Genomic DNA, 17,980 nt, shown 5'->3' with positions numbered 1-17,980 from the left:
TGGCCAGATACGCATGTCGACTCTGCAAAAATGCAGAGATGGAGGACAGGCGGCTCAGCGCGGATGACCTACTCGTATTGCTGGCCGTGGGCCGGTCCGGCCGCTACACCGCCGCGGCCGACGAACTCGGCATCAACCACACCACCATCTCGCGGCGCATCGCCGCTCTTGAGCAGTCGATCGGCGGCCGGGTCCTGACGCGCGGCGCCGGCGGCTGGGAACTCACCGAACTGGGCCGCGAGGCGCTGACGGCTGCCGAGGCCGTGGAGTCGGCTCTGGAGTCGCTCAGCGCAGGCGGGCTGCGCCAACTCGAAGGCGTGGTCCGGATCTCGGCGACCGACGGGTTCAGCGCCTACATCGCCGCCCCGGCCGCCGCCCAGGTGCAGCGCCGGCATCCGCGCGTCGCCGTCGAGATCGTCGCCACCACCCGCCGGGCATCGCAGCAGCGGTCCAGCCTCGACATCGAGGTCGTGGTCGGCGCACCCCAGGTGCGTCGCGCCGAGGCGATCCGGCTCGGCGACTACTGCCTCGGTCTCTACGGCGCGCGCACCTATCTGGCCGAGCACGGGGTCCCGGACAGCGTCGACGACCTTGCCCGGTTCCCGCTGGTGTACTTCATCGACTCGATGCTGCATGTCGACGACCTCGACATCGCCACGAGCTTCGCGCCGGCCATGCGCGAATCGGTGACGTCGACCAACGTTTTCGTCCACGTAGAGGCCACTCGCGCCGCCGCTGGGCTGGGCTTCCTGCCCTGCTTCATGGCCGACCGGCACGACGACCTCGTTCGGGTCCTGCCGGAAACTGTGGAAGTGCGACTGGGTTACTGGCTGGTGGCCCGCGCCGAGACGTTGCGCAGGCCCGTGGTGGCCGCCGTCGTCGATGCCATCCGCGACCGGATGGAAAACCAGCGCGACGCGCTGCTCGGCATATCGACGCATCATGATGCGTGCTAGTGATGTTATGATGACGTCATGCGCACCACGGTGAATATCGATGATCACCTGCTGGCCGAGGCCAAAGTCCTCGCAGCGCGCACCTCACGCTCCCTCGGCTCAGTAGTCGAAGATGCGCTGCGTTCCATGCTTCTTCGCGACGCCGAGGAACGTACCGTCAGTCCATTCCAGCTGCCGACACATGGCAGCGGCGGCCTGGTGGCCGGCGTCGACTTGGAGGACAAGGAAGCGCTCGCCGAGCTGAGCGGCGACAATGCTGCTCGTTGACGTGAACGTCTGGATTTACGCGATCCGCGAAGACAGTGTCGACCACGAGGCCTACCGGTCCTGGGTTGCAGACGTCCTGACGGGCGAAGAACCGGTTGGCGTCAGCGAATTGGTGCTGTCCGCCGTTGTCCGACTGACCACCAACCACCGAGTGTTTCGCCAGCCGAGTTCAACAAACCAGGCCCTGGCTGCCTGCCGCGCAATCCGCTCCGCGCCGTCGGCAGTACCGGTACGGCCGGGACCGCGACACTGGCCGATCTTCGACTCGCTCTGCGCCGAGGTGGGCGCCAAGGCCAACACAGTTCCCGATGCCTATCACGCCGCCCTGGCGATCGAGAACGGTGCGACGTGGGTAACCACCGATCGCTCATTCGCCCGGTTCCCCGGTCTCCGATGGCGGCAACCGTTCGACTGAGCAGACTTACCCTTGGGCATGCCATTCATCGAGCACGACCGCGGGCGCGCCTACTACCGGCACTGGCCGGCAGCCGAACCGCGGGCCGCGGTGATCTTCCTGCACGGATTCGGCGAACACACCGGGGTGTACCACCGCTACGGCTTCGCACTGAACGCCGCCGGGATCGATCTGTGGGCGGTCGACCAGTTCGGCCATGGGCTGACTCCCGGAACCCGTGGGGACTTCGGCACGATCGAGGACAGCTCGGCACTGGCCGATGCGCTGACCACGCTCGCCGAGTCCGAACATCCCGGGCTGCCACTCGTGGCGCAGGGGCATTCGTTCGGTTCGGTGGTCACGCTGTTCCGGCTGCTCGGCGAGCCTGACCGCTACCGCGCCGGCGTGATCTCCGGCGCGCCACTGGTGCCGATCCCCGAAATGCTGGACGCCGACACGTCCTTCGACCTCGAGCCGAACTGGCTGTCCAGCGATCCGTTCTACCTCGACTCGATGGAGAACGACCCGCTGGCGTTCGTCGGCGCCGACGGAGCGCCGCTGGCACGCGAGCTGGATCGAGCGTGGGACCGGTTCGGCGCTGAGCTGCCGAGGCTGGCGGTGCCGACGCTTGCGCTGCATGGTTCTGCCGACGCCATCGCCCCCGCCGGCGCTGTCCGCGCCTATGCCGAACAGATAGAACCGTTGCAGTTCAAGGAGTTTCCCGGACGCCGCCACGACATCCTCAACGAGGTCGTGCATCGTGAGGTCGCCGCGACGATCGTGGAGTTCATCGCGGCTCAGGTCACCCCGTCGTCGGGGTGAATTCGATGTGCAGCTCCGTGAGGCCGCGCAACAGGAAGGTGGGTTCGTAGGCGTAGCGCCGGTTTCCGGCCGGCCCGTGCACGGTCTCGTCGATTCTGATGTCCCGCATGCGGTCCAACAGGCGGCGGACGGTGATCTGACCTTCCACGCGGGCCAGTGGTGCACCCGCACAGGTATGGATGCCGCGACCGAACGCGATGTGTTCGCGAACGTTCTTGCGGTCCGGCCGGAACTCGTGCGGATCCTCGAACTTGCGCGGGTCGCGGTTGGCGGCGCCGAGGCACAGCATCACGATCGTCCCCGCCCGAAGGTGAACACCACCGAGCGTGGTGGTCTTGCGGACCAGCCGGAAGTCGACCTTCGTGGGGGCATGCATCCGCAGCGCCTCCTCGATGAAAGTCGGTATGCCGTCCGGGTTTTCGCGCAACTGCTGCTGGTACTCGGGGCGGTCGCCCAGGGTCTGCACCGCGGCACTGAGCAGCTTGGTGACGGTCTCCTGGCCGGCCGCGAACAGGAACGTCGCCGGCTTGGCCACCTCCAGCAATTCGGGCGTCGAGCCGTCCGGATACGTGGCGGTGGCCATCCCGGACAACACGTCGCCGCGGGGCTCACGGCGGCGCTCGGCGAGATAGCCGGAGAATTTGTCGTCCAGGTACTGCAGGGGGTCGAGCCCGACAGGTTCACCGTCGAGTGCACCGACCCGGTTGCCTTCGGGACGTTCGGCGCCAAGAGCCGCCAGAAATTCGGGCCGGTCCTCCTCCGGCACCCCGAGTAGGTCGATGATCGCCGACGTCGCGAAGGGTTTGGCGTACTCGGAAAGGAATTCGCATCGCCCGTTGTCGATGAACTGGTCGAGTTGATGGTCGACCAGTTGCCACATGTAATCCTCGTTCTCCTTGAGGCGCCGTGGCGTCAGCAGCTTGCTCAGCAATGAGCGGGCCCGTTCATGGGCCGGCGGGTCCATGACCACCATGTGCTCGTGGATCGGGAACTCGTGGCGGTGCGCCTCGATCTGCTCGCTGATGTCGTCGCCGTCGGGCTTGAAAGGCAGCGGCGGGAAGGGTCCGCCGATCGCGTTGACCGCCGAGAACGAAGCGTGGTCTTTGAATGCGGCCATCACTTCCTGGTAGCCGGTGACGGCGACGACGCCGTGATGTGGTTCCCGAAACACCGGCCCCTGACCGAGCAGGTAGTCGAAATATGCGTACGGGTCCTGCGTGACGGCCGGGTCGGAGAAGTAGTCGACTGAGGCGAGATCGGTCATGGTCTCGGGCTGCCTTTCGTGCGTGGGGTTGAAAATGTGATTGCCTGGCGAGGGCAGGCATCGACGGCGGCGTCGACGCTGTCCCACTGCTCCCGCGGCGGTGTCTCGGCAGCGCCGGCGACCTCGTCGTCGCTGAGATCGAAAACGTCTGGAGCCAGCTCTATGCAGAGTGCGTGGCCTTCACACAGTCCAGGATCCACATGTAGTAACCGACGAGTCTCTTCTTCCGACATCTGCTCTTCCATACTTCGGAGTTTGATCGATCGATCAAACTGTTAGGATGGGTCATGCTTACCACGCCTCTTCGACAGAGGTCAAGAGACTTTGCGCTGTCGTCACATCAGTTGACCTACAAGGGTTCTCGGAGCAGTTCCTGATGCCGGCAGCGCGACCGGCCAAGGAAAAGGATGCCGGCACTCGGCGGCGCCTCATCGAGGCGACCGCTCAGGTCATCCGCGACGAGGGGTACGCCGCGGCGACCTCGCGACGGATAGCCACCGAAGCCGGCGTCCGCTCAGCGCTGCTGTACTACTACTTCGACACCATGGACGACCTGTTCGTCGCGGTCCTGCGCAGCGGCGCGGAAGCGTCGCTGGCCCGGATGCGTGAGGCGATCACCGACAACGACCCGCTGCAGGCGCTGTGGCTGATCAACTCCGACTCCCGCGTCACCGGACTCAACGCCGAGTTCATGGCACTTGCCAATCACCGCAAGGCAATCGGCGCAGAACTCAAGGCCTATTCGGAGCGCGTTCGGGACATCGAGACCACTGCCCTGGCCGGCGTACTGCGGGCCCACGGCGTCGACATGGATGAGTTTCCCCCAGTCGTGATGTCCATGCTGCTCACCCAGTCCGCCCGGAGCCTGTGCAACGAGGAAGCCGTCGGCGTGACCCAGGGCCACGCCGAGTTCCGCTCCTTCGTCGACCGAGTTCTGCAGAAGTTCGCGACACCGAAATAGGCTGTGCTACTTGAGCATGCTGCCCGCATCGACCGTCATCGGCAGACCGGTCACATAACGCGCCTCGTCGGAGGACAGGAACAACACGGCATTGCTGATGTCGACCGGTTCGACCCAGCCGATCGGCAGCACATGCATCATCTGGGCGACCACGGCCATATCGTCGGCGCCTGGGTTCTCCAGGTCTGGACGGAACAGCTTCATCGTCCCCTCGTTCATGAACAGTGGAGTGTTCACATTGGTCGGGTGCACTGAATTGACCCGGATCGAGTGCTGCCCCAGCTCGACGGCGAACGTCCGCATCAAGCCGACCACACCATGTTTCGCAGCGATGTAGTGACCGGTGTGCGGGTAGGCCTTGAGCCCGCCAACCGAACTGGTCAAGACGATCGACCCGCCCTTGCCACCGGTAATCAAATGCGGGACAGCGGCTTTCACGGTTTTCCAAACGCCGGACAGGTTGACGCCGATCATGTCGTCCCAGTCCGCTTCGCTGGTCTTGTCGAGCGTGGCACCGCCGTTGCCGATGCCGGCGTTCGCGATGATGACGTCGAGGCCGCCCAGCTGCTCCACTCCGCTGTCGACCGCCGCTTTGAGCGCGTCGAAATCACGCACATCGACTTCGGCCGTCACGATGCGGCGATTCAGGCCCTTGACCAGATCGGCCGTCTCGGCCAAGTCTTCGGGCGAGGACGCGGGGATATCGTCGTTGCTGCTGATCCGCTTGCACACGTCGACCGCGATGATGTCGGCGCCCTCCTGCGCCAGCCGTACCGCGTGGCTACGTCCCTGCCCTCGCGCTGCCCCGGTGATGAAAGCAACCTTGCCTTCGACGCGACCTGCCATGGTGAACCTTTCGCTCGATTTGATCGATCGATCAAACCATCGCAGTTGATTTGTGGGTTGTCAACGGAGAACTTGATCGGTCGATCAGTCACGCGACCAGAAAAGCGGGCCTCCTTCCAGTCGAAGGAGGCCCGCTTTCTCGTGCTCAGATGCTACTTACGAGGACTCGGAGCCGGAGTTCCCGTTGGACTCGCCGGACTTGGTGTCCTTGGTGTCCTTGGTGTCCTTGGCTTCCTTTGCCTTGGCCTGCCTGGCTTCCCTGGCGTCCTTGGCTGCCTTGGCCTTTGCTGCCCTGGCTTCCTTGGCCTCGTTGATCTTGGCCTTGATCCGGTCCTGGATCTTGGCCTTGCCCGTGACGGCGCCGTCCTCGTTGACCGCTGCACCAGTCGCCGGTGCCTTGGTGGTTTCGGCAGTGACCTCGTCCGTCACAACCGAGACGGTGGTGGTGCTCGTTGCCTCGTCCTTCGGAGCCTCAACGCTCAGCGCCTCGTCCTCGACGGTCTCGACGGTCGGCTCGGTCACCGCCGCCGGGGGGAGAACGCCGAGGTCCGCGGAAACCTCCTTAGCCGCCTCGACCGCCGGCGGTGTCGTCGGCTCGACCTCCGGGGTGTTGTCGATGGCGTCGGCGAGGCTCTTGGGGATGTTCACCAGCAGATTCTGCAGAAGACCCGCGACAATCCGTGCGCCGCCCTGCTCGCCCTCCTCGGCCCAGGTGAGCAGCGCCGGCCACTCGGTGAAGCCACCGGTACCCGTCTCAGGGTCGGGGTCGGAATAGTCGAATCCGTTGAGCGCCGCATTGACGAGGATCCCCGGCGTGTTCACCAGGGCGTTGAAGGCCCCCTCCACATCTCCGGATGCCATGCTGGCGTTGAGGGACTCACCAATTCGAGAGAGCTCGAACACCGGGCCACTGATCGACGAGAAGACACCCTGGAACACAGCGCTGACGAGGACGGTAGAGGTGAAGCTCGTCGCGATCAGGTTCGTGAAGTTCTGCGCGATCTGCTCCGGGATCCCGGTCATGTACTCGGTGCCGCCACGCGGAATCCCCGAAAGGATGAATCCGGGCGCGATGAGCGGACCGAAGGCGCCCTGGAACGCGTACAGCATTGAGTGGTTGAACCAGCGGTACGCCTCGTCGATGTCGCCGGCTTCGAGTGCGGCCTGCGCCTGTGCCAAGCGCGCCTGCCCATTGGGGCCCTCGTACCAGCTCTGCAGGGAGGTCGGGATGGCCTGGAACGCCGCACCGAACTGTCCGGCGTAACCGAGCTGGTTCTCCACCACCTGACTCAGCAACGGTGCCGGATTGGCTGCCAGCGCCTCACCCAGATGCTGGAGGTTGCTGAACGTGTCCTTGAACAGCGACCCGTAGACCTCAATCGGAGAGGCGGTGGCATCCATCGACGCCGTCAGGTCGTAGGCATGCGTTTGGACCTGCTGGATGTTCGACGTGGTCGGAGCCACCGGCGTCACCGCGATGGCGCCCGCACCCACTACGGCGACGCTGGCGAGAAGGAACCTGTCCCGCCGGCTCACCGCTGGGGTGTCTCCGAGGGACGAATGGTCGGGATGGTGCACGAAATCTCCCTGTTGTTGATAGGTAACCTGAGGAACGGCCAAAAGTTACCTTAGGATTTCCTAAATTTCAATAGGTTTGCCTAACCTACATTGACTGTTCGCGCAGGTAACGATTGGCATGCTCGGCGGCCCGTCGTCGTCTCGGAGGGATCGCCGCCGTCAGGCATCACCTCCCGCCGACAGCTACGCATCGTGTCCTGGACGGGCTAGCCGGTATCCGACCACGCATTTCCAAGGGCTCGCCCGTCGCGGATGACGAGCAGGCTGAATCCGAGGGTGCACAGGGCATCCCACGGAGAATCGGAAAGGCAGGAGAGCATGGACGTCTACGAGGCGGTTACGACGCGGCGGGCGGTACGCGGATTCACCGACCGCCCGGTGCCTGCAGAAGTACTGCAGCGCGTCCTTTCCGCCGCGGCCTCGGCGCCGTCCGGATCGAATATCCAACCGTGGCACATCTACGTGGTGACCGGTGCGCCGCTGGCCGAGCTCAAGAAGCGGGCGGTCGAGAGAGTGGCCGACGGTGTCGCCTGGGATGAGCGTGAGTACGAGATGTACCCGCCCGCCATGCCGTCGCCGTACCGCGAGCGCCGTGCCGCCTTCGGCAAGGAGCGATACAGCGCACTGGGTATCGTCCGCGAGGACTGGGAGGCGCGCCAGCGCGCCGCCATCGCGAACTGGGACTGCTTCGGTGCGCCGGCAGCGCTGTTCTGCTACCTGCACCGCTCACTCGGGCCTGCGCAGTGGGCCGACGCCGGCATGTACCTGCAGACGGTGATGCTGCTGCTGCGCGCCGAAGGGCTGCACAGCTGTCCGCAGATGGCGTGGTCGCAGGTGCGCACCACGGTTGCCGACGTCGTCTCGCCCCCAGCCGATCTCATGCTCTTCTGCGGCATGTCAATCGGCTACGAGGACCCTGCCGTCGCGCCGCATCGCACGGGCCGCGCCCCGCTCGCCGAGACGGTGACCTTCATCGACGACTGAGGTAGCCGGCTCGAAGCGCGGACCGCCGCACCGCTCGCTACGGTGGTGCAATGTCGAGCCAGGCCGGGGGGCGGGGGCTGCGTGGGCGTGCGCGTGAATGCGCTGAACTGACGGAACTGCTGTCGAAGGCTCGCGCTGGAAGCGGCCAGGCGGTGGTGCTTGTCGGCGAACCGGGCGTCGGCAAGTCCGCTCTGCTCGAGTACGTGGCGGAGCACGCCACGGCTACTGGAGGATTCCGCTCGGCCCGCGTGGTGGGCGTGCAATCCGATATAGAGCTCGCCTTCGCCGGCCTGCAGCAGTTGTGCGCTCCGCTGATGGGCCATCTCGACGCGCTACCGGGCCCGCAACGTGAAGCGCTGACTGTGGCGTTCGGCCACGGCACCGGTCCCGCCCCCGACCGGTTCCTCGTCGGCCTGGCGGTGTTGAGCCTGCTGGCCGCAGCCGCCGACGACCGCCCGGTGCTGTGCGTCATAGACGACGCGCAATGGCTCGACCAGGTGTCGGTGCAGACGCTGGCATTCGTCGCACGGCGATTGCTGGCCGAACAGGTCGCGCTGGTGTTCGCGAAGCGTGACGGGTACGCCGACATCCTCGCCGGCCTCCCCGAGCTCGCGATCACGGGTCTGTCGGACGCCGACGCCCGAAACTTGTTGGAATCAGTGATGGTCGGCGGGATCGACCCACTCGTGCGGGACCGCATCGTCGCGGAGACGCGCGGCGTACCGCTGGCGATACTCGATGTGCCACGAACCGTTTCCGCGACCGAACTCGCCGGCGGATTCTGGATCTCCGGCAAGCGCTCCTCGACGGCGGCGATCGAGGAAAGCTTCGTACAACGTATCCGCGCACTACCGGAGCCCACCCGACAGTTGTTGCTCGTCGCAGCCGCCGAGCCGGTGGGCGACGCCGCGCTCTTTCTGCGCGCCGCCGCACAGCTGGGCATTCCAGTCGACGCACTGGCACCCGCCGAGGGCGCCGGACTCATCGAGTTCGGACCCCGCATGCGATTTCACCATCCGCTGATGCGCTCGGCCGTCTACCGCGGCGCCGACCTGGTCGAGCGCAGGGCCGCGCACCGGGCGCTCGCCGAGGCCACGGATCGGCACACCGACCCCGACCGCCGGGCGTGGCACGCCGCGAGTGCCGCGGCCGGGCCGGACGACGTGGTGGCCGCCGAACTGGAGGCCTCGGCCGATCGGGCGCAGAGCAGAGGTGGGATCGCGGCTGCCGCAGCCTTTCTGGAGCGTGCTGCCGTGCTCACATCGGATCCTGTGTTGCGCGGGTCCCGGGCGATCGCGGCAGCTCATGCCAAACGGGAGGTTGCCGCAACCGACGCGGCCTACGCGCTGCTGGCGATAGCAGATTCGGCACCGTTGTCCGCGCTGCAGCAGGCTCAGGTCGCGCGGATGCGCGCGCAGATGGCCTTCGCGCGTAGCCGCGCCGGCGCCGCGGGCGCCCCCCTGGTGAGTGAGGCCGCCGATGATCTTCTCTGCGCCGCAAGGGGTTTGGAGAATCTCGATGACGACCTGGCCAGAGAGACCTACCTGGAGGCGCTCACTGCAGCGATGTACGCCGGACGACTGGGCGCACCGGCTCTGTTGACCGAGGCGGCAGCGGCCGGCCGGGCCGCTGTCGCCCGGGTACCCGAGTTGCAGCGGCCCATCGACTTCCTGTTGCGCGGGATGACAACCCGGATCATCGACGGACCCGGCGCCGGTTCGACCGATCTGCACTCCGCACTGGAACTCTGGAATGCCCACGCGGAACAGGGCATCGACCAGTCGCTGTACTGGCCGTTCCCGATCGCACAGGAATCCGCGGCCCACGAAATGTGGGACGACGAGGTTCTGCAGCGCATCGCCACCGACACAGTGCGGCGTGCCAGGGAAGCCGGCGCACTGGCCGCGCTGCCGCCGGCCCTCGGGTACCGGGCCGGAGTTCATTTCTACCGCGGCGAATTCGCCTCGGCCACAAGGTTGATCGAAGAATCGAAGGCAATCACCGCGTCCATGGGTTACGCCCCGGTGCGATACCACACGCTGATGCTGGCGGGGTGGCAGGGAGTGCCCGCCGACGCGGTCGGCATCATCGAGGCGGCCGCCGCCGGCGGTGCGGCCAGGGGCGAAGGCCGGCTGATCGGGCTGTCCGGACTGAGCACCGCCGTTCTCTATAACGGCCTCGGCCGCTACGAGGAGGCTCTCGCGGCGGCACGTCGGTGCTGCGACTACGAAGACCTCGGGTTCTACGGGTGGTGCCTGTACGAACTCATCGAGGCCGCGGCACACGTCGGTGACCGAGAGGCTGCCGCGGCAGCCCTGGCGAAGTTCGAGGAGCGTGCGGGCACCAGCGGCACAGACTGGGGGCTTGGTGCGGTGGCGGCGGCGCAGGCCCTGCTCGCCGACAACGAGCGTGCCGAGAGCGCATTCATCGAAGCGATCGAGCGGCTCGAACGCGCAGATATCGCGCTGCACCTCTCGCGTGCCCGGTTGTCGTACGGGGAATGGCTGCGCCGGGTGAACCGCCGTACCGACGCCCGCAGCCAACTCAGCGCCGCGCATGACATCTTCACCCGGATGGGCGCCCACGGTTTCGCCGAGCGGGCCCGCCGTGAGCTGGTGGCCACCGGGGAGAAGGTCCGCAAACAGCGAGTCGGATCGGGTGACGAACTGACCGCGCAGGAGGCCCAGATCGCCGGGCTGGCCCGCGACGGGCTGACCAATCCGGAGATCGGTGCGCAGCTGTTCATCAGCACCCACACCGTGGAATGGCACCTGCGCAAGGTATTCGTCAAGCTCGGCATCACCTCCCGCAGGCAGCTCCGCAAGATGTCCTTGACCCCGTAGCTCTGGTTTCGACTACGGACTTTCAAGGGCTCGCACAGCCGCCACACCGACCAGTCTTGGTTTCGACGGTCCACCCGGATCCTCGTCAAAGCCAAACTGGAGGTTTCCCATGAAGGTCGTAGTCATCGGCGGCAGCGGTCTCATCGGCTCGAAGGTCGTGGCCAAGCTCAGCCAGCACGGTCACGAGGCTGTCGCCGCATCACCGGCCACTGGTGTCGACATCCTGACCGGTGAAGGGCTGGCGGACGCCTTGTCCGGCACGCAGGTCGTCATCGACGTCGCCAACTCCCCGTCCTTCGAGGACGGACCCGCTTGGGACTTCTTCACCACCGCCGCGGCCAACCTGCTCACCGCGAGCGAGGCCGCCGGAGTGTCCCACTACGTGGCGCTGTCGGTCGTGGGAACCGACCGGTTGCAGGACAGCGGCTACTTCCGCGCGAAGGCCGCGCAGGAACGACTCATCCAAGAGGGCTCCATCCCCTTCACCATCGTGCGGGCCACTCAGTTCTTCGAGTTCGTCGGACGCATAGCCGATTCCGCGACCGACGGGGACACCGTGCGGATCTCGTCGGCGTTCAGCCAGCCCATGGCCGCCGACGACGTGGCGACCGCGGTGGCCCGCACCGCAGTCGGTCAGCCGATCGGCGGCATCGTCGAGGTGGCAGGCCCGGAGCGCTACCCGCTGGACGAACTCGTCCGTATCCAGTTGCGTGCCAACAACGACACTCGCCGCGTCATGACCGATGAACAGGCTCCGTACTTCGGGGTGGTGCTCGGTGATCACACCCTGGTTCCCGGCGCCGAACCGACTAAGTTCGCCACCACCTTCAGCGACTGGCTGGCCGCCTCTGTGGCCACAGCGGCCCTGTGATGTCCATTCCCGATGTGTCGGAGTCCGATCCGGAACTGGCGGCGCGCTTCGCGCGGGAGGCGACTCCGCTCTTCGACGTCCTGTTGCGCGGGGCACGGCGCCTGACCCGCAACGAGGCCGATGCCGAGGACCTTCTGCAAGACACCCTGCTGCACGCTTACACGGGATTCCGCAAGTTCGAATCGGGTACGAACCTCAAGGCGTGGCTGTTCCGGATCCTCTACAACCGCTGGGTCAGCACCTACCGCCGCAAGCAGCGCCGCCCGGCGGAAGTGACCGTCGAGGAGATCACCGACACCGATATGGCCCGCGCGGCGATGCACCTGCCCGGTGGGACGTATTCGGCGGAGGCCGAAGTCCTCGATGCACTGCCTCACCACGAGGTCACCCTGGCCCTGGCCGACCTGCCCGACGGCTTCACCACGGCCCTGTACTACGCCCACGTCGAGGGCTACACCTACGCGGAAACCGCCGCGATCATGAACATCCCGGTCGGCACGGTGATGTCGCGGGTGGCTCGCGGCCGGGAACGGCTACGCACCTCGTTGGCTCCGCTCGAACGACGAATCGCCTAACAGAAATGGAAACAATGGAACTCGCTCAGCAGACCGCACTGATCACCGGCGGAACGGCAGGCATCGGCCTGGCCACCGCCCAGCTACTGGCCCGCGAAGGAGCGTCGGTCGTCATCACCGGCCGCGATCCCGACCGCGGCCGCGCCGCGGCAGCCGCCGTCGGTCCGGGCGCGCGCTTCATCCAGGCCGACCTCGCGGACATCGACTCGGTGAAAGCGCTTGTACAGCAAATAGGTAACGTCGACATCCTGGTCAACAACGCCGCCAGTTTTCCGGCTGCCCTGACCGTCGATCAGGACATCCCGTCGTTCGAGAAGACCTTCGACACCAATGTTCGGGGCCTGTACTTCCTGGCCGCCGGCGTGGTCCCCGGCATGCTCGAAGCCGGACGGGGCACCATCGTCAACATCACCACGATGGTTGCATCGAAGGGTGTTCCCGGAGCGTCTGCGTACAGCGCATCGAAGGCGGCAGTCGAATCCTTCACCCGCACGTGGGCCGCCGAGTTCGGCGCCCGCGGCGTTCGGGTGAACAGTGTCGCCCCCGGCCCCACCAAAACCGAAGGGGTGCAAGCAGAGTGGGGCGATACGAACGAAGAGCTCGGCCGTTCGCTACCGCTGGGGCGCACTGCAGAGCCGGAGGAGATCGCGCAGGCGGTGCTGTTCCTGGCCTCACCACGCTCAAGTTTCATCACCGGCTCGACGCTGCACGCCGACGGCGGCGGCAACGCCATCTGACCCTCACTCCTGAAAGGAATGACAATGTCGAAGGATTACGACCCCGGCTGGGAGAACGCGTTGACCGTGGTGCAGGAGGTGACACCGCCGTTCATTCCTGCCGGCGCCCATGCGATGACCGTCGTCATCGAATACCCCCCGGGCAGTGCGGGTGCGCCGCCCCATAAGCATCCGGGCGGTCCGGCGTTCGGATACATGTTGGAGGGCGAGATGCTCTTCGAGTTGGAGGGCGAACCGCCGCGCGTCATCCGTGCCGGCGAAGCATTCTGGGAACCGGGCGGTGACGTCATCCACTACTCGGATGCCAACAACCGCCAAGATGTCAGCAGCCGCTTCACGGTCACGATGCTGTGCGTGCCCGGCCAGCCCATGCTGACCCTGGTCGACGACGAGGAGCTGGCCGCCCGCGCCCACCTGCGGGTGCCGGGAGAGCCCCCGGCGAAGGACTGAACCGATGCCGAAAATCCTTCTCCAGACCACGATTCCCGCGCAACAGGACGACTGGGACATCACACGATTCGCGCTGCTCGCCGCCGAGCTGCGTCGTGCCGGGCATGAAGTGATCGCCCGCAACCGGCTCAGCAGCGCTGACGATCCCGTACTCAGCCATCTCGATCAACTGGGTTTCGACCAGCTGTGGCTGATGGCCGTGGACACCGGGGCCGGCCTCACCGAGGCCGAATGCGATGCGATCATGCGGTTTCGGCGCACCGGCGGCGGGGTGCTCACCGCACGTGACCACCAGGAGCTGGGCAGCTGCTTGCTGCGGCTCGGCTCGCTGGGCGTGGTCAACCGGTTCCACGACGAGAACGTCGATCCCCACACCATGTGTGACGACCAGGACACGCCGAGCATCTCGTGGCCCAACTACCATTCCGGCGCCAACGGCGACTATCAACCGGTCTTGGACAACGGTTCGGTGCATGAGCTGCTGCGAACCGACCGGACCGCCAGTGGCCGTATCGAATGGTTCCCGGCCCATCCGCACGAGGGACTGGTTTCGGCCGAAGGCCTGTGCGCCAGCGTGGTCGCACAGGGCCGCAGTTCGGCCACCGGTCGTCGCTTCAATCTCGCCGTCGCGATGGATGGTGAATGCGCGGCCGACGGCACACCCATGGGCCGCGCGATCGCCGCGTCGACGTTTCACCATTTCGCCGACTACAACTGGGATCTCGACTGCGGCGCGCCCTCGTTCGTCACTGAGCCGCCGGGTACCGAGATCAAAGGCGATCCGTCACGGCTCGACGTGTTCAAGGATTACCTCCGCAACATCGCCGATTGGCTTACACCGCAGGTCTAAAGCCAGGTGTCGTGCGTTGTGGTGGTGAGGAACGCCTCGAGATCGTCACGCCACTGAGCGGGGGTGTTCTTGTCCGGCTCGATGCCGGTGTACTCGCCGCGGTAGAACAGCAGCGGCCGGGGTTTACGTTTGGGCACCTCGGACAGCGAGTGCACGGCCCCGAACACCACGAAGTGATCGCCGCCGTCGTGCACCGAATGCACTGTGCAATCGATGTGCGCGAGGTTCCCGTCGATCACCGGGGACCCGAGTTTCGATGGCTGCCAATCGATCCCGGCGAACTTGTCGGGCTCCTTGGAGCCGAACCGCGCCGACACGTGCTGCTGCTTTTCATGCAGCACGTTCACGCAGAACTTGCCGCTGGCCTCGATGGCCTGCCAGGACCGCGACTGTTTGGTCGGGCAGAACAACACCAGTGGCGGGTCCAGCGAAAGCGCCGCGAACGACTGGCACGCGAAACCGACCGGAACCTCCTCGTGCACCGTGGTGATGATCGTGATGCCGGTGCAGAACTGGCCGAGCACATTTCGGAATGCGCGCGGGTCGAGCGGTGGTGAACTCACTTGAAACCGACGGAAAAGTCGTGGCCCCACAGGCTGACGCCTACGCTCTCGCGGGCAATCCAGCTCTCGTCTTCGACTTCCATGCCTTCACAACCGAATTCCATGTCGAAGCCGCCGGGAGTCTTCATATAAAACGACAGCATCTTGTCGTTGATGTGCCGGCCCAGCGTGGCCGACATCTTGACCTTCCGACGGTTGGCGCGGTCCAGGCACAGACCGACGTCGTCGGAGGTCTCCACCTCGACCATCAGGTGCACAATGCCGGTCGGGTTCGGCATCGGCATGAACGCCAACGCATGGTGACGCGGGTTGCAGCCATAGAAGCGCAGCCACACCGGATCGCCGTCGGCCGGACGGCCCGCGAGCTGCGGAGGCAGCTGCATCGAGTCGCGCAGCTTGAAGCCAAGCACATCTTGGTAGAAGGCCTGCGCCGCGGCGTCGTCGTCGCAGGTGAGCACCACGTGCCCCAGGCCCTGCTCAGCGGTGACGAACTTGTGGCCGTACGGGCTGACGAAGCGGCGGCCCAGGTACTGCGCACCGTAGAACGCCTCGAGGACATTGCCCGCCGGATCGGAGAACCGGATCAAGCCCTCGACCCGGCGCTCGCGGACCTCGTCCTTGGTGCCCTCGACGAAATCGACCCCCGCCTTGGACAAGCTCTCGCGCAGATTCTGCAGTGCAGGCGCGTCGGAAACCTCCCAGCCGGAAACCAGCAGGCGGTCGCGCTCGCCCGGCACGATCACCAGGCGGGCCGCGAAATCGTCCATTCGCAAATAGAGCGCATCCGGGATGGCGCCGTCACCCTCCACCATGCCGAGCACTTTGAGACCGAATTCGCGCCAGGCCGCCACGTCGGTGGCCTCGATGCGCATGTAGCCGAGCGCCTTGATGGTCATCTGCTAACCCCCAAGAAAATCGATGGCGAGTTTGTTGAACTCGTCGAACTTCTCCACTTGAGCCCAGTGTCCACACTGCCCGAAGACGTGCAGTTGTACCCGTGGAATCTGCTTCACGGCGACCAGTGCCCCGTCGAGCGGATTGACCCGGTCTTCGCGACCCCAGATCAGCAGCACCGGCTGACGCAGCTTGTGCACCTCACGCCACATCATGCCGAGCTCGAAATCCGGGCCCGCGAACGACATCCCCATCGCCCGCGTCGCTGCGAGCGACTCGGGCTGACTGGCGATCGCGAACCGTTCATCGATCAGCTCGGGGGTGATGAGCTTCTGGTCGAAGACCATGATGCGCAGGAACTTCTCGATGTTCTCGCGCGTGGGCTCAGCGGCGAACTTGCCGAGCAGCTTCACACCCTCTGTCGGATCCGGCGCGAAGAGGTTGACCGACAAGCCGCCGGGGCCCATCAGCACCAGCTTGCCCGCCCGGTCCGGGTAATCCAGCGCGAACCGCACCGCCGTGCCGCCGCCGAGCGAATTGCCCAGCAGCGGGATGCGACCCTGCAGGCCGAGATGGTCGAACAGACCCAGCAGCGCCTTGGCGCTATAGCGGTTGTACTGCTCGTGCTCGGTGTGCTTGTCCGAGTGTCCGTAGCCCGGCTGGTCGACGACGAGCACATGGAAGTGCTGCGCCAACACCGCCATGTTGCGGCCGAAATTCGACCAGCCCGAGGCACCCGGACCGCCGCCGTGCAGCAGCACGATCGTCTGTGCGCTCGGATCCCCGGCCTCGTGGTAGTGCAGCTTCATGTCGTCGCGCACCTGCGCGTATCGCGAGGTGGATTCGAACGTGATCTCAGATACTGCAGTCATCAGACCATCGTGTCCGAGGGCGGCAGACCGAACTCGTTGTTGCCGAAGATCATGTACGCCCGCTCGGGATCGTTGGCGGCGTGCACCCGCCCGGCGTGCGCGTCACGCCAGAACCGTTGCAGCGGCGCACTGTTGGCCAACGCGGTGGCGCCTGCCGACTCGAAGAGCCGGTCGACCGAGGCGATGGCACGACCGGTGGCGCGCACCTGATCGCGACGGGCCCTGGCACGCAGCTCGAACGGGATCTCCTTGCCCTGCGTGAGCAGTGCGTACTCGTCGCCGACGTTGCCGATCAACTGGCGCCATGCGGCGTCGATGTCACTGGCGGCCTCGGCGATGCGGACCTTGGCGAACGGATCGTCCTTGCCCTTCTCGCCGGCGAACGCTGCGCGCACCCGCTTGCCCTGATGCTCGACGTGCGCGTCGTATGCGCCGTAGGCCATGCCGACGATAGGAGCCGAGATGGTCGTGGGATGCACGGTGCCCCAAGGCATCTTGTACACCGGAGCGGTGTTGGTCTCGTAGCCGCCCGCCGTGCCGTCGTTCATCGACTTGTAGGACAGGAACCGGTGCCGGGGCACGAAAACGTCCTTGACGACGACGGTGTTGCTGCCGGTGCCGCGCAGGCCGACCACGTGCCAAACGTCGTCGATGGTGTACTCGGTACGCGGGATCAGGAAGCTGCCGAAATCGACCGGCCGGCCGTCCTTGATCACCGGACCACCCAGGAACGCCCAGGTGGCGTGGTCGCACCCGGAAGACCAGTTCCAGGAACCGCTGACGAGATAGCCGTCCCCGGCCTCTGTCACAACGCCCGCGCCCATCGGCGCGTACGAGGAGGACACCCGGACCGTCGGGTCCTCGCCCCAGACCTCTTCCTGCGCCTGCTGGTCGAACAGGGCCAGGTGCCAGTTGTGCACACCGATGATGGAGCTGACCCATCCGGTGGAGCCACAGGCGCTGGCGATGCGGCGCACGGCCTCGTAGAACACCGTCGGGTCGCACTGCAGGCCGCCCCACTGTGCGGGCTGCAGGAGCTTGAAGAACCCAACCTCGTCGAGCGCCTTGATGGACTCATCCGGGATCTTGCGCAGATCCTCGGTGGCTTGGGCGCGCTCGCGCAGTTGCGGCAACAACTCGTCGATGCCGGCCAGCACTGCCTGCACGTCACGCTGTTCAATGGACGTCACTGATTCGCCTCCCGAGATCGGATTGTGATGAGCGCTTGCGCGAAGAGCCGATCACTTAGACAG

The 17,980-nt window shown here is 66.0% G+C and carries 20 protein-coding genes; 12 read left to right on the top strand and 8 right to left on the bottom strand.

Features of this window, described 5'->3' with window-relative positions; translation table 11 throughout:
- The first annotated feature begins 38 nt into the window (after positions 1-38).
- The 4 genes from ABQF30_RS18315 to ABQF30_RS18300 are packed head-to-tail and all read left to right on the top strand — an operon-like array spanning position 39 to position 2,439.
- Complete coding sequence (locus tag ABQF30_RS18315; protein WP_448466304.1) at positions 39-956, top strand: LysR family transcriptional regulator; 918 nt, start codon at positions 39-41, stop codon at positions 954-956.
- A gap of 18 nt (positions 957-974) precedes the next feature.
- Complete coding sequence (locus ABQF30_RS18310) at positions 975-1,223, top strand: type II toxin-antitoxin system VapB family antitoxin (RefSeq protein ID WP_448466302.1); 249 nt, start codon at positions 975-977, stop codon at positions 1,221-1,223.
- A complete protein-coding gene (locus tag ABQF30_RS18305; RefSeq protein WP_448466300.1) occupies positions 1,210-1,638 on the top strand; it encodes a type II toxin-antitoxin system VapC family toxin in 429 nt (142 codons plus the stop codon). The genes ABQF30_RS18310 and ABQF30_RS18305 overlap by 14 nt, the downstream gene beginning before the upstream one ends.
- A gap of 18 nt (positions 1,639-1,656) precedes the next feature.
- Positions 1,657-2,439: an alpha/beta fold hydrolase gene (locus tag ABQF30_RS18300; RefSeq protein WP_448466298.1), complete on the top strand. Its 783-nt coding sequence runs from the start codon at positions 1,657-1,659 to the stop codon at positions 2,437-2,439.
- Here ABQF30_RS18300 and ABQF30_RS18295 read toward each other — a convergent pair.
- Positions 2,420-3,703 carry a cytochrome P450 gene (locus tag ABQF30_RS18295; protein ID WP_448466296.1) on the bottom strand — a complete coding sequence of 428 codons (1,284 nt, stop codon included), beginning with the start codon at positions 3,701-3,703 and terminating at the stop codon, positions 2,420-2,422. The genes ABQF30_RS18300 and ABQF30_RS18295 overlap by 20 nt on opposite strands.
- Positions 3,700-3,936 carry a ferredoxin gene (locus ABQF30_RS18290; RefSeq protein ID WP_448466605.1) on the bottom strand — a complete coding sequence of 79 codons (237 nt, stop codon included), beginning with the start codon at positions 3,934-3,936 and terminating at the stop codon, positions 3,700-3,702. Before ABQF30_RS18290 ends, ABQF30_RS18295 begins: the two co-directional genes overlap by 4 nt.
- A 143-nt stretch (positions 3,937-4,079) precedes the next feature.
- Here ABQF30_RS18290 and ABQF30_RS18285 point away from each other — a divergent pair, with 143 nt between their 5' ends.
- Complete coding sequence (locus tag ABQF30_RS18285) at positions 4,080-4,664, top strand: TetR/AcrR family transcriptional regulator (protein ID WP_448466294.1); 585 nt, start codon at positions 4,080-4,082, stop codon at positions 4,662-4,664.
- 6 nt (positions 4,665-4,670) lie between these two features.
- Here the strand turns inward: ABQF30_RS18285 and ABQF30_RS18280 are convergent, their stop codons facing one another.
- Both ABQF30_RS18280 and ABQF30_RS18275 read right to left on the bottom strand, forming a co-directional pair.
- The gene (locus ABQF30_RS18280; protein ID WP_448466292.1) at positions 4,671-5,510 is read right to left on the bottom strand and encodes a mycofactocin-coupled SDR family oxidoreductase; all 840 of its coding nucleotides are present in this window, start codon (positions 5,508-5,510) and stop codon (positions 4,671-4,673) included.
- A gap of 156 nt (positions 5,511-5,666) precedes the next feature.
- The gene (locus ABQF30_RS18275) at positions 5,667-7,088 is read right to left on the bottom strand and encodes a hypothetical protein (RefSeq protein ID WP_448466290.1); all 1,422 of its coding nucleotides are present in this window, start codon (positions 7,086-7,088) and stop codon (positions 5,667-5,669) included.
- 318 nt (positions 7,089-7,406) lie between these two features.
- Here ABQF30_RS18275 and ABQF30_RS18270 point away from each other — a divergent pair, with 318 nt between their 5' ends.
- From ABQF30_RS18270 to ABQF30_RS18240, 7 genes are all read left to right on the top strand, one after another.
- Positions 7,407-8,072, top strand: a complete 666-nt coding sequence (locus ABQF30_RS18270; RefSeq protein WP_448466288.1) for a nitroreductase — start codon at positions 7,407-7,409, stop codon at positions 8,070-8,072.
- Between the two features lie 50 nt (positions 8,073-8,122).
- Positions 8,123-10,915 carry a helix-turn-helix transcriptional regulator gene (locus ABQF30_RS18265; protein WP_448466286.1) on the top strand — a complete coding sequence of 931 codons (2,793 nt, stop codon included), beginning with the start codon at positions 8,123-8,125 and terminating at the stop codon, positions 10,913-10,915.
- A 109-nt stretch (positions 10,916-11,024) separates the two neighbouring features.
- Entirely contained in the window at positions 11,025-11,786 is a 762-nt protein-coding gene (locus ABQF30_RS18260) for an SDR family oxidoreductase (protein ID WP_448466284.1), read from the top strand.
- Complete coding sequence (locus tag ABQF30_RS18255; protein WP_448466282.1) at positions 11,786-12,361, top strand: sigma-70 family RNA polymerase sigma factor; 576 nt, start codon at positions 11,786-11,788, stop codon at positions 12,359-12,361. Before ABQF30_RS18260 ends, ABQF30_RS18255 begins: the two co-directional genes overlap by 1 nt.
- Before the next feature lie 14 nt (positions 12,362-12,375).
- Positions 12,376-13,098 carry an SDR family NAD(P)-dependent oxidoreductase gene (locus ABQF30_RS18250; protein WP_448466603.1) on the top strand — a complete coding sequence of 241 codons (723 nt, stop codon included), beginning with the start codon at positions 12,376-12,378 and terminating at the stop codon, positions 13,096-13,098.
- Positions 13,099-13,122: 24 nt separating this feature from the next.
- Positions 13,123-13,548, top strand: coding sequence for a cupin domain-containing protein (locus tag ABQF30_RS18245; RefSeq protein ID WP_448466280.1), 426 nt, complete (start codon positions 13,123-13,125; stop codon positions 13,546-13,548).
- 4 nt (positions 13,549-13,552) lie between these two features.
- Positions 13,553-14,398: a hypothetical protein gene (locus ABQF30_RS18240; RefSeq protein ID WP_448466278.1), complete on the top strand. Its 846-nt coding sequence runs from the start codon at positions 13,553-13,555 to the stop codon at positions 14,396-14,398.
- On the opposite strand, the gene hsaB is transcribed toward ABQF30_RS18240, so the two are convergent.
- Genes hsaB through hsaA form a run of 4 tightly spaced genes read right to left on the bottom strand, consistent with a single transcriptional unit; the run spans position 14,395 to position 17,917 of the window.
- Entirely contained in the window at positions 14,395-14,961 is a 567-nt protein-coding gene (hsaB, locus tag ABQF30_RS18235; protein WP_448466276.1) for a 3-hydroxy-9,10-secoandrosta-1,3,5(10)-triene-9,17-dione monooxygenase reductase subunit, read from the bottom strand. The genes ABQF30_RS18240 and hsaB overlap by 4 nt on opposite strands.
- Positions 14,958-15,857, bottom strand: a complete 900-nt coding sequence (gene hsaC, locus ABQF30_RS18230; RefSeq protein ID WP_448466274.1) for an iron-dependent extradiol dioxygenase HsaC — start codon at positions 15,855-15,857, stop codon at positions 14,958-14,960. Before hsaC ends, hsaB begins: the two co-directional genes overlap by 4 nt.
- Before the next feature lie 3 nt (positions 15,858-15,860).
- Entirely contained in the window at positions 15,861-16,727 is an 867-nt protein-coding gene (gene hsaD / locus ABQF30_RS18225) for a 4,5:9,10-diseco-3-hydroxy-5,9,17-trioxoandrosta-1(10),2-diene-4-oate hydrolase (protein ID WP_448466272.1), read from the bottom strand.
- The gene (gene hsaA / locus ABQF30_RS18220) at positions 16,727-17,917 is read right to left on the bottom strand and encodes a 3-hydroxy-9,10-secoandrosta-1,3,5(10)-triene-9,17-dione monooxygenase oxygenase subunit (RefSeq protein ID WP_448466270.1); all 1,191 of its coding nucleotides are present in this window, start codon (positions 17,915-17,917) and stop codon (positions 16,727-16,729) included. The genes hsaD and hsaA overlap by 1 nt, the downstream gene beginning before the upstream one ends.
- Positions 17,918-17,980: the final 63 nt, after the last annotated feature.

It is taken from the genome of Mycolicibacterium sp. XJ870 (assembly GCF_053483975.1).
The sequence above is the reverse complement of the archived record's forward strand: the minus strand, read 5'-3'. Positions and strand labels throughout refer to the sequence as shown.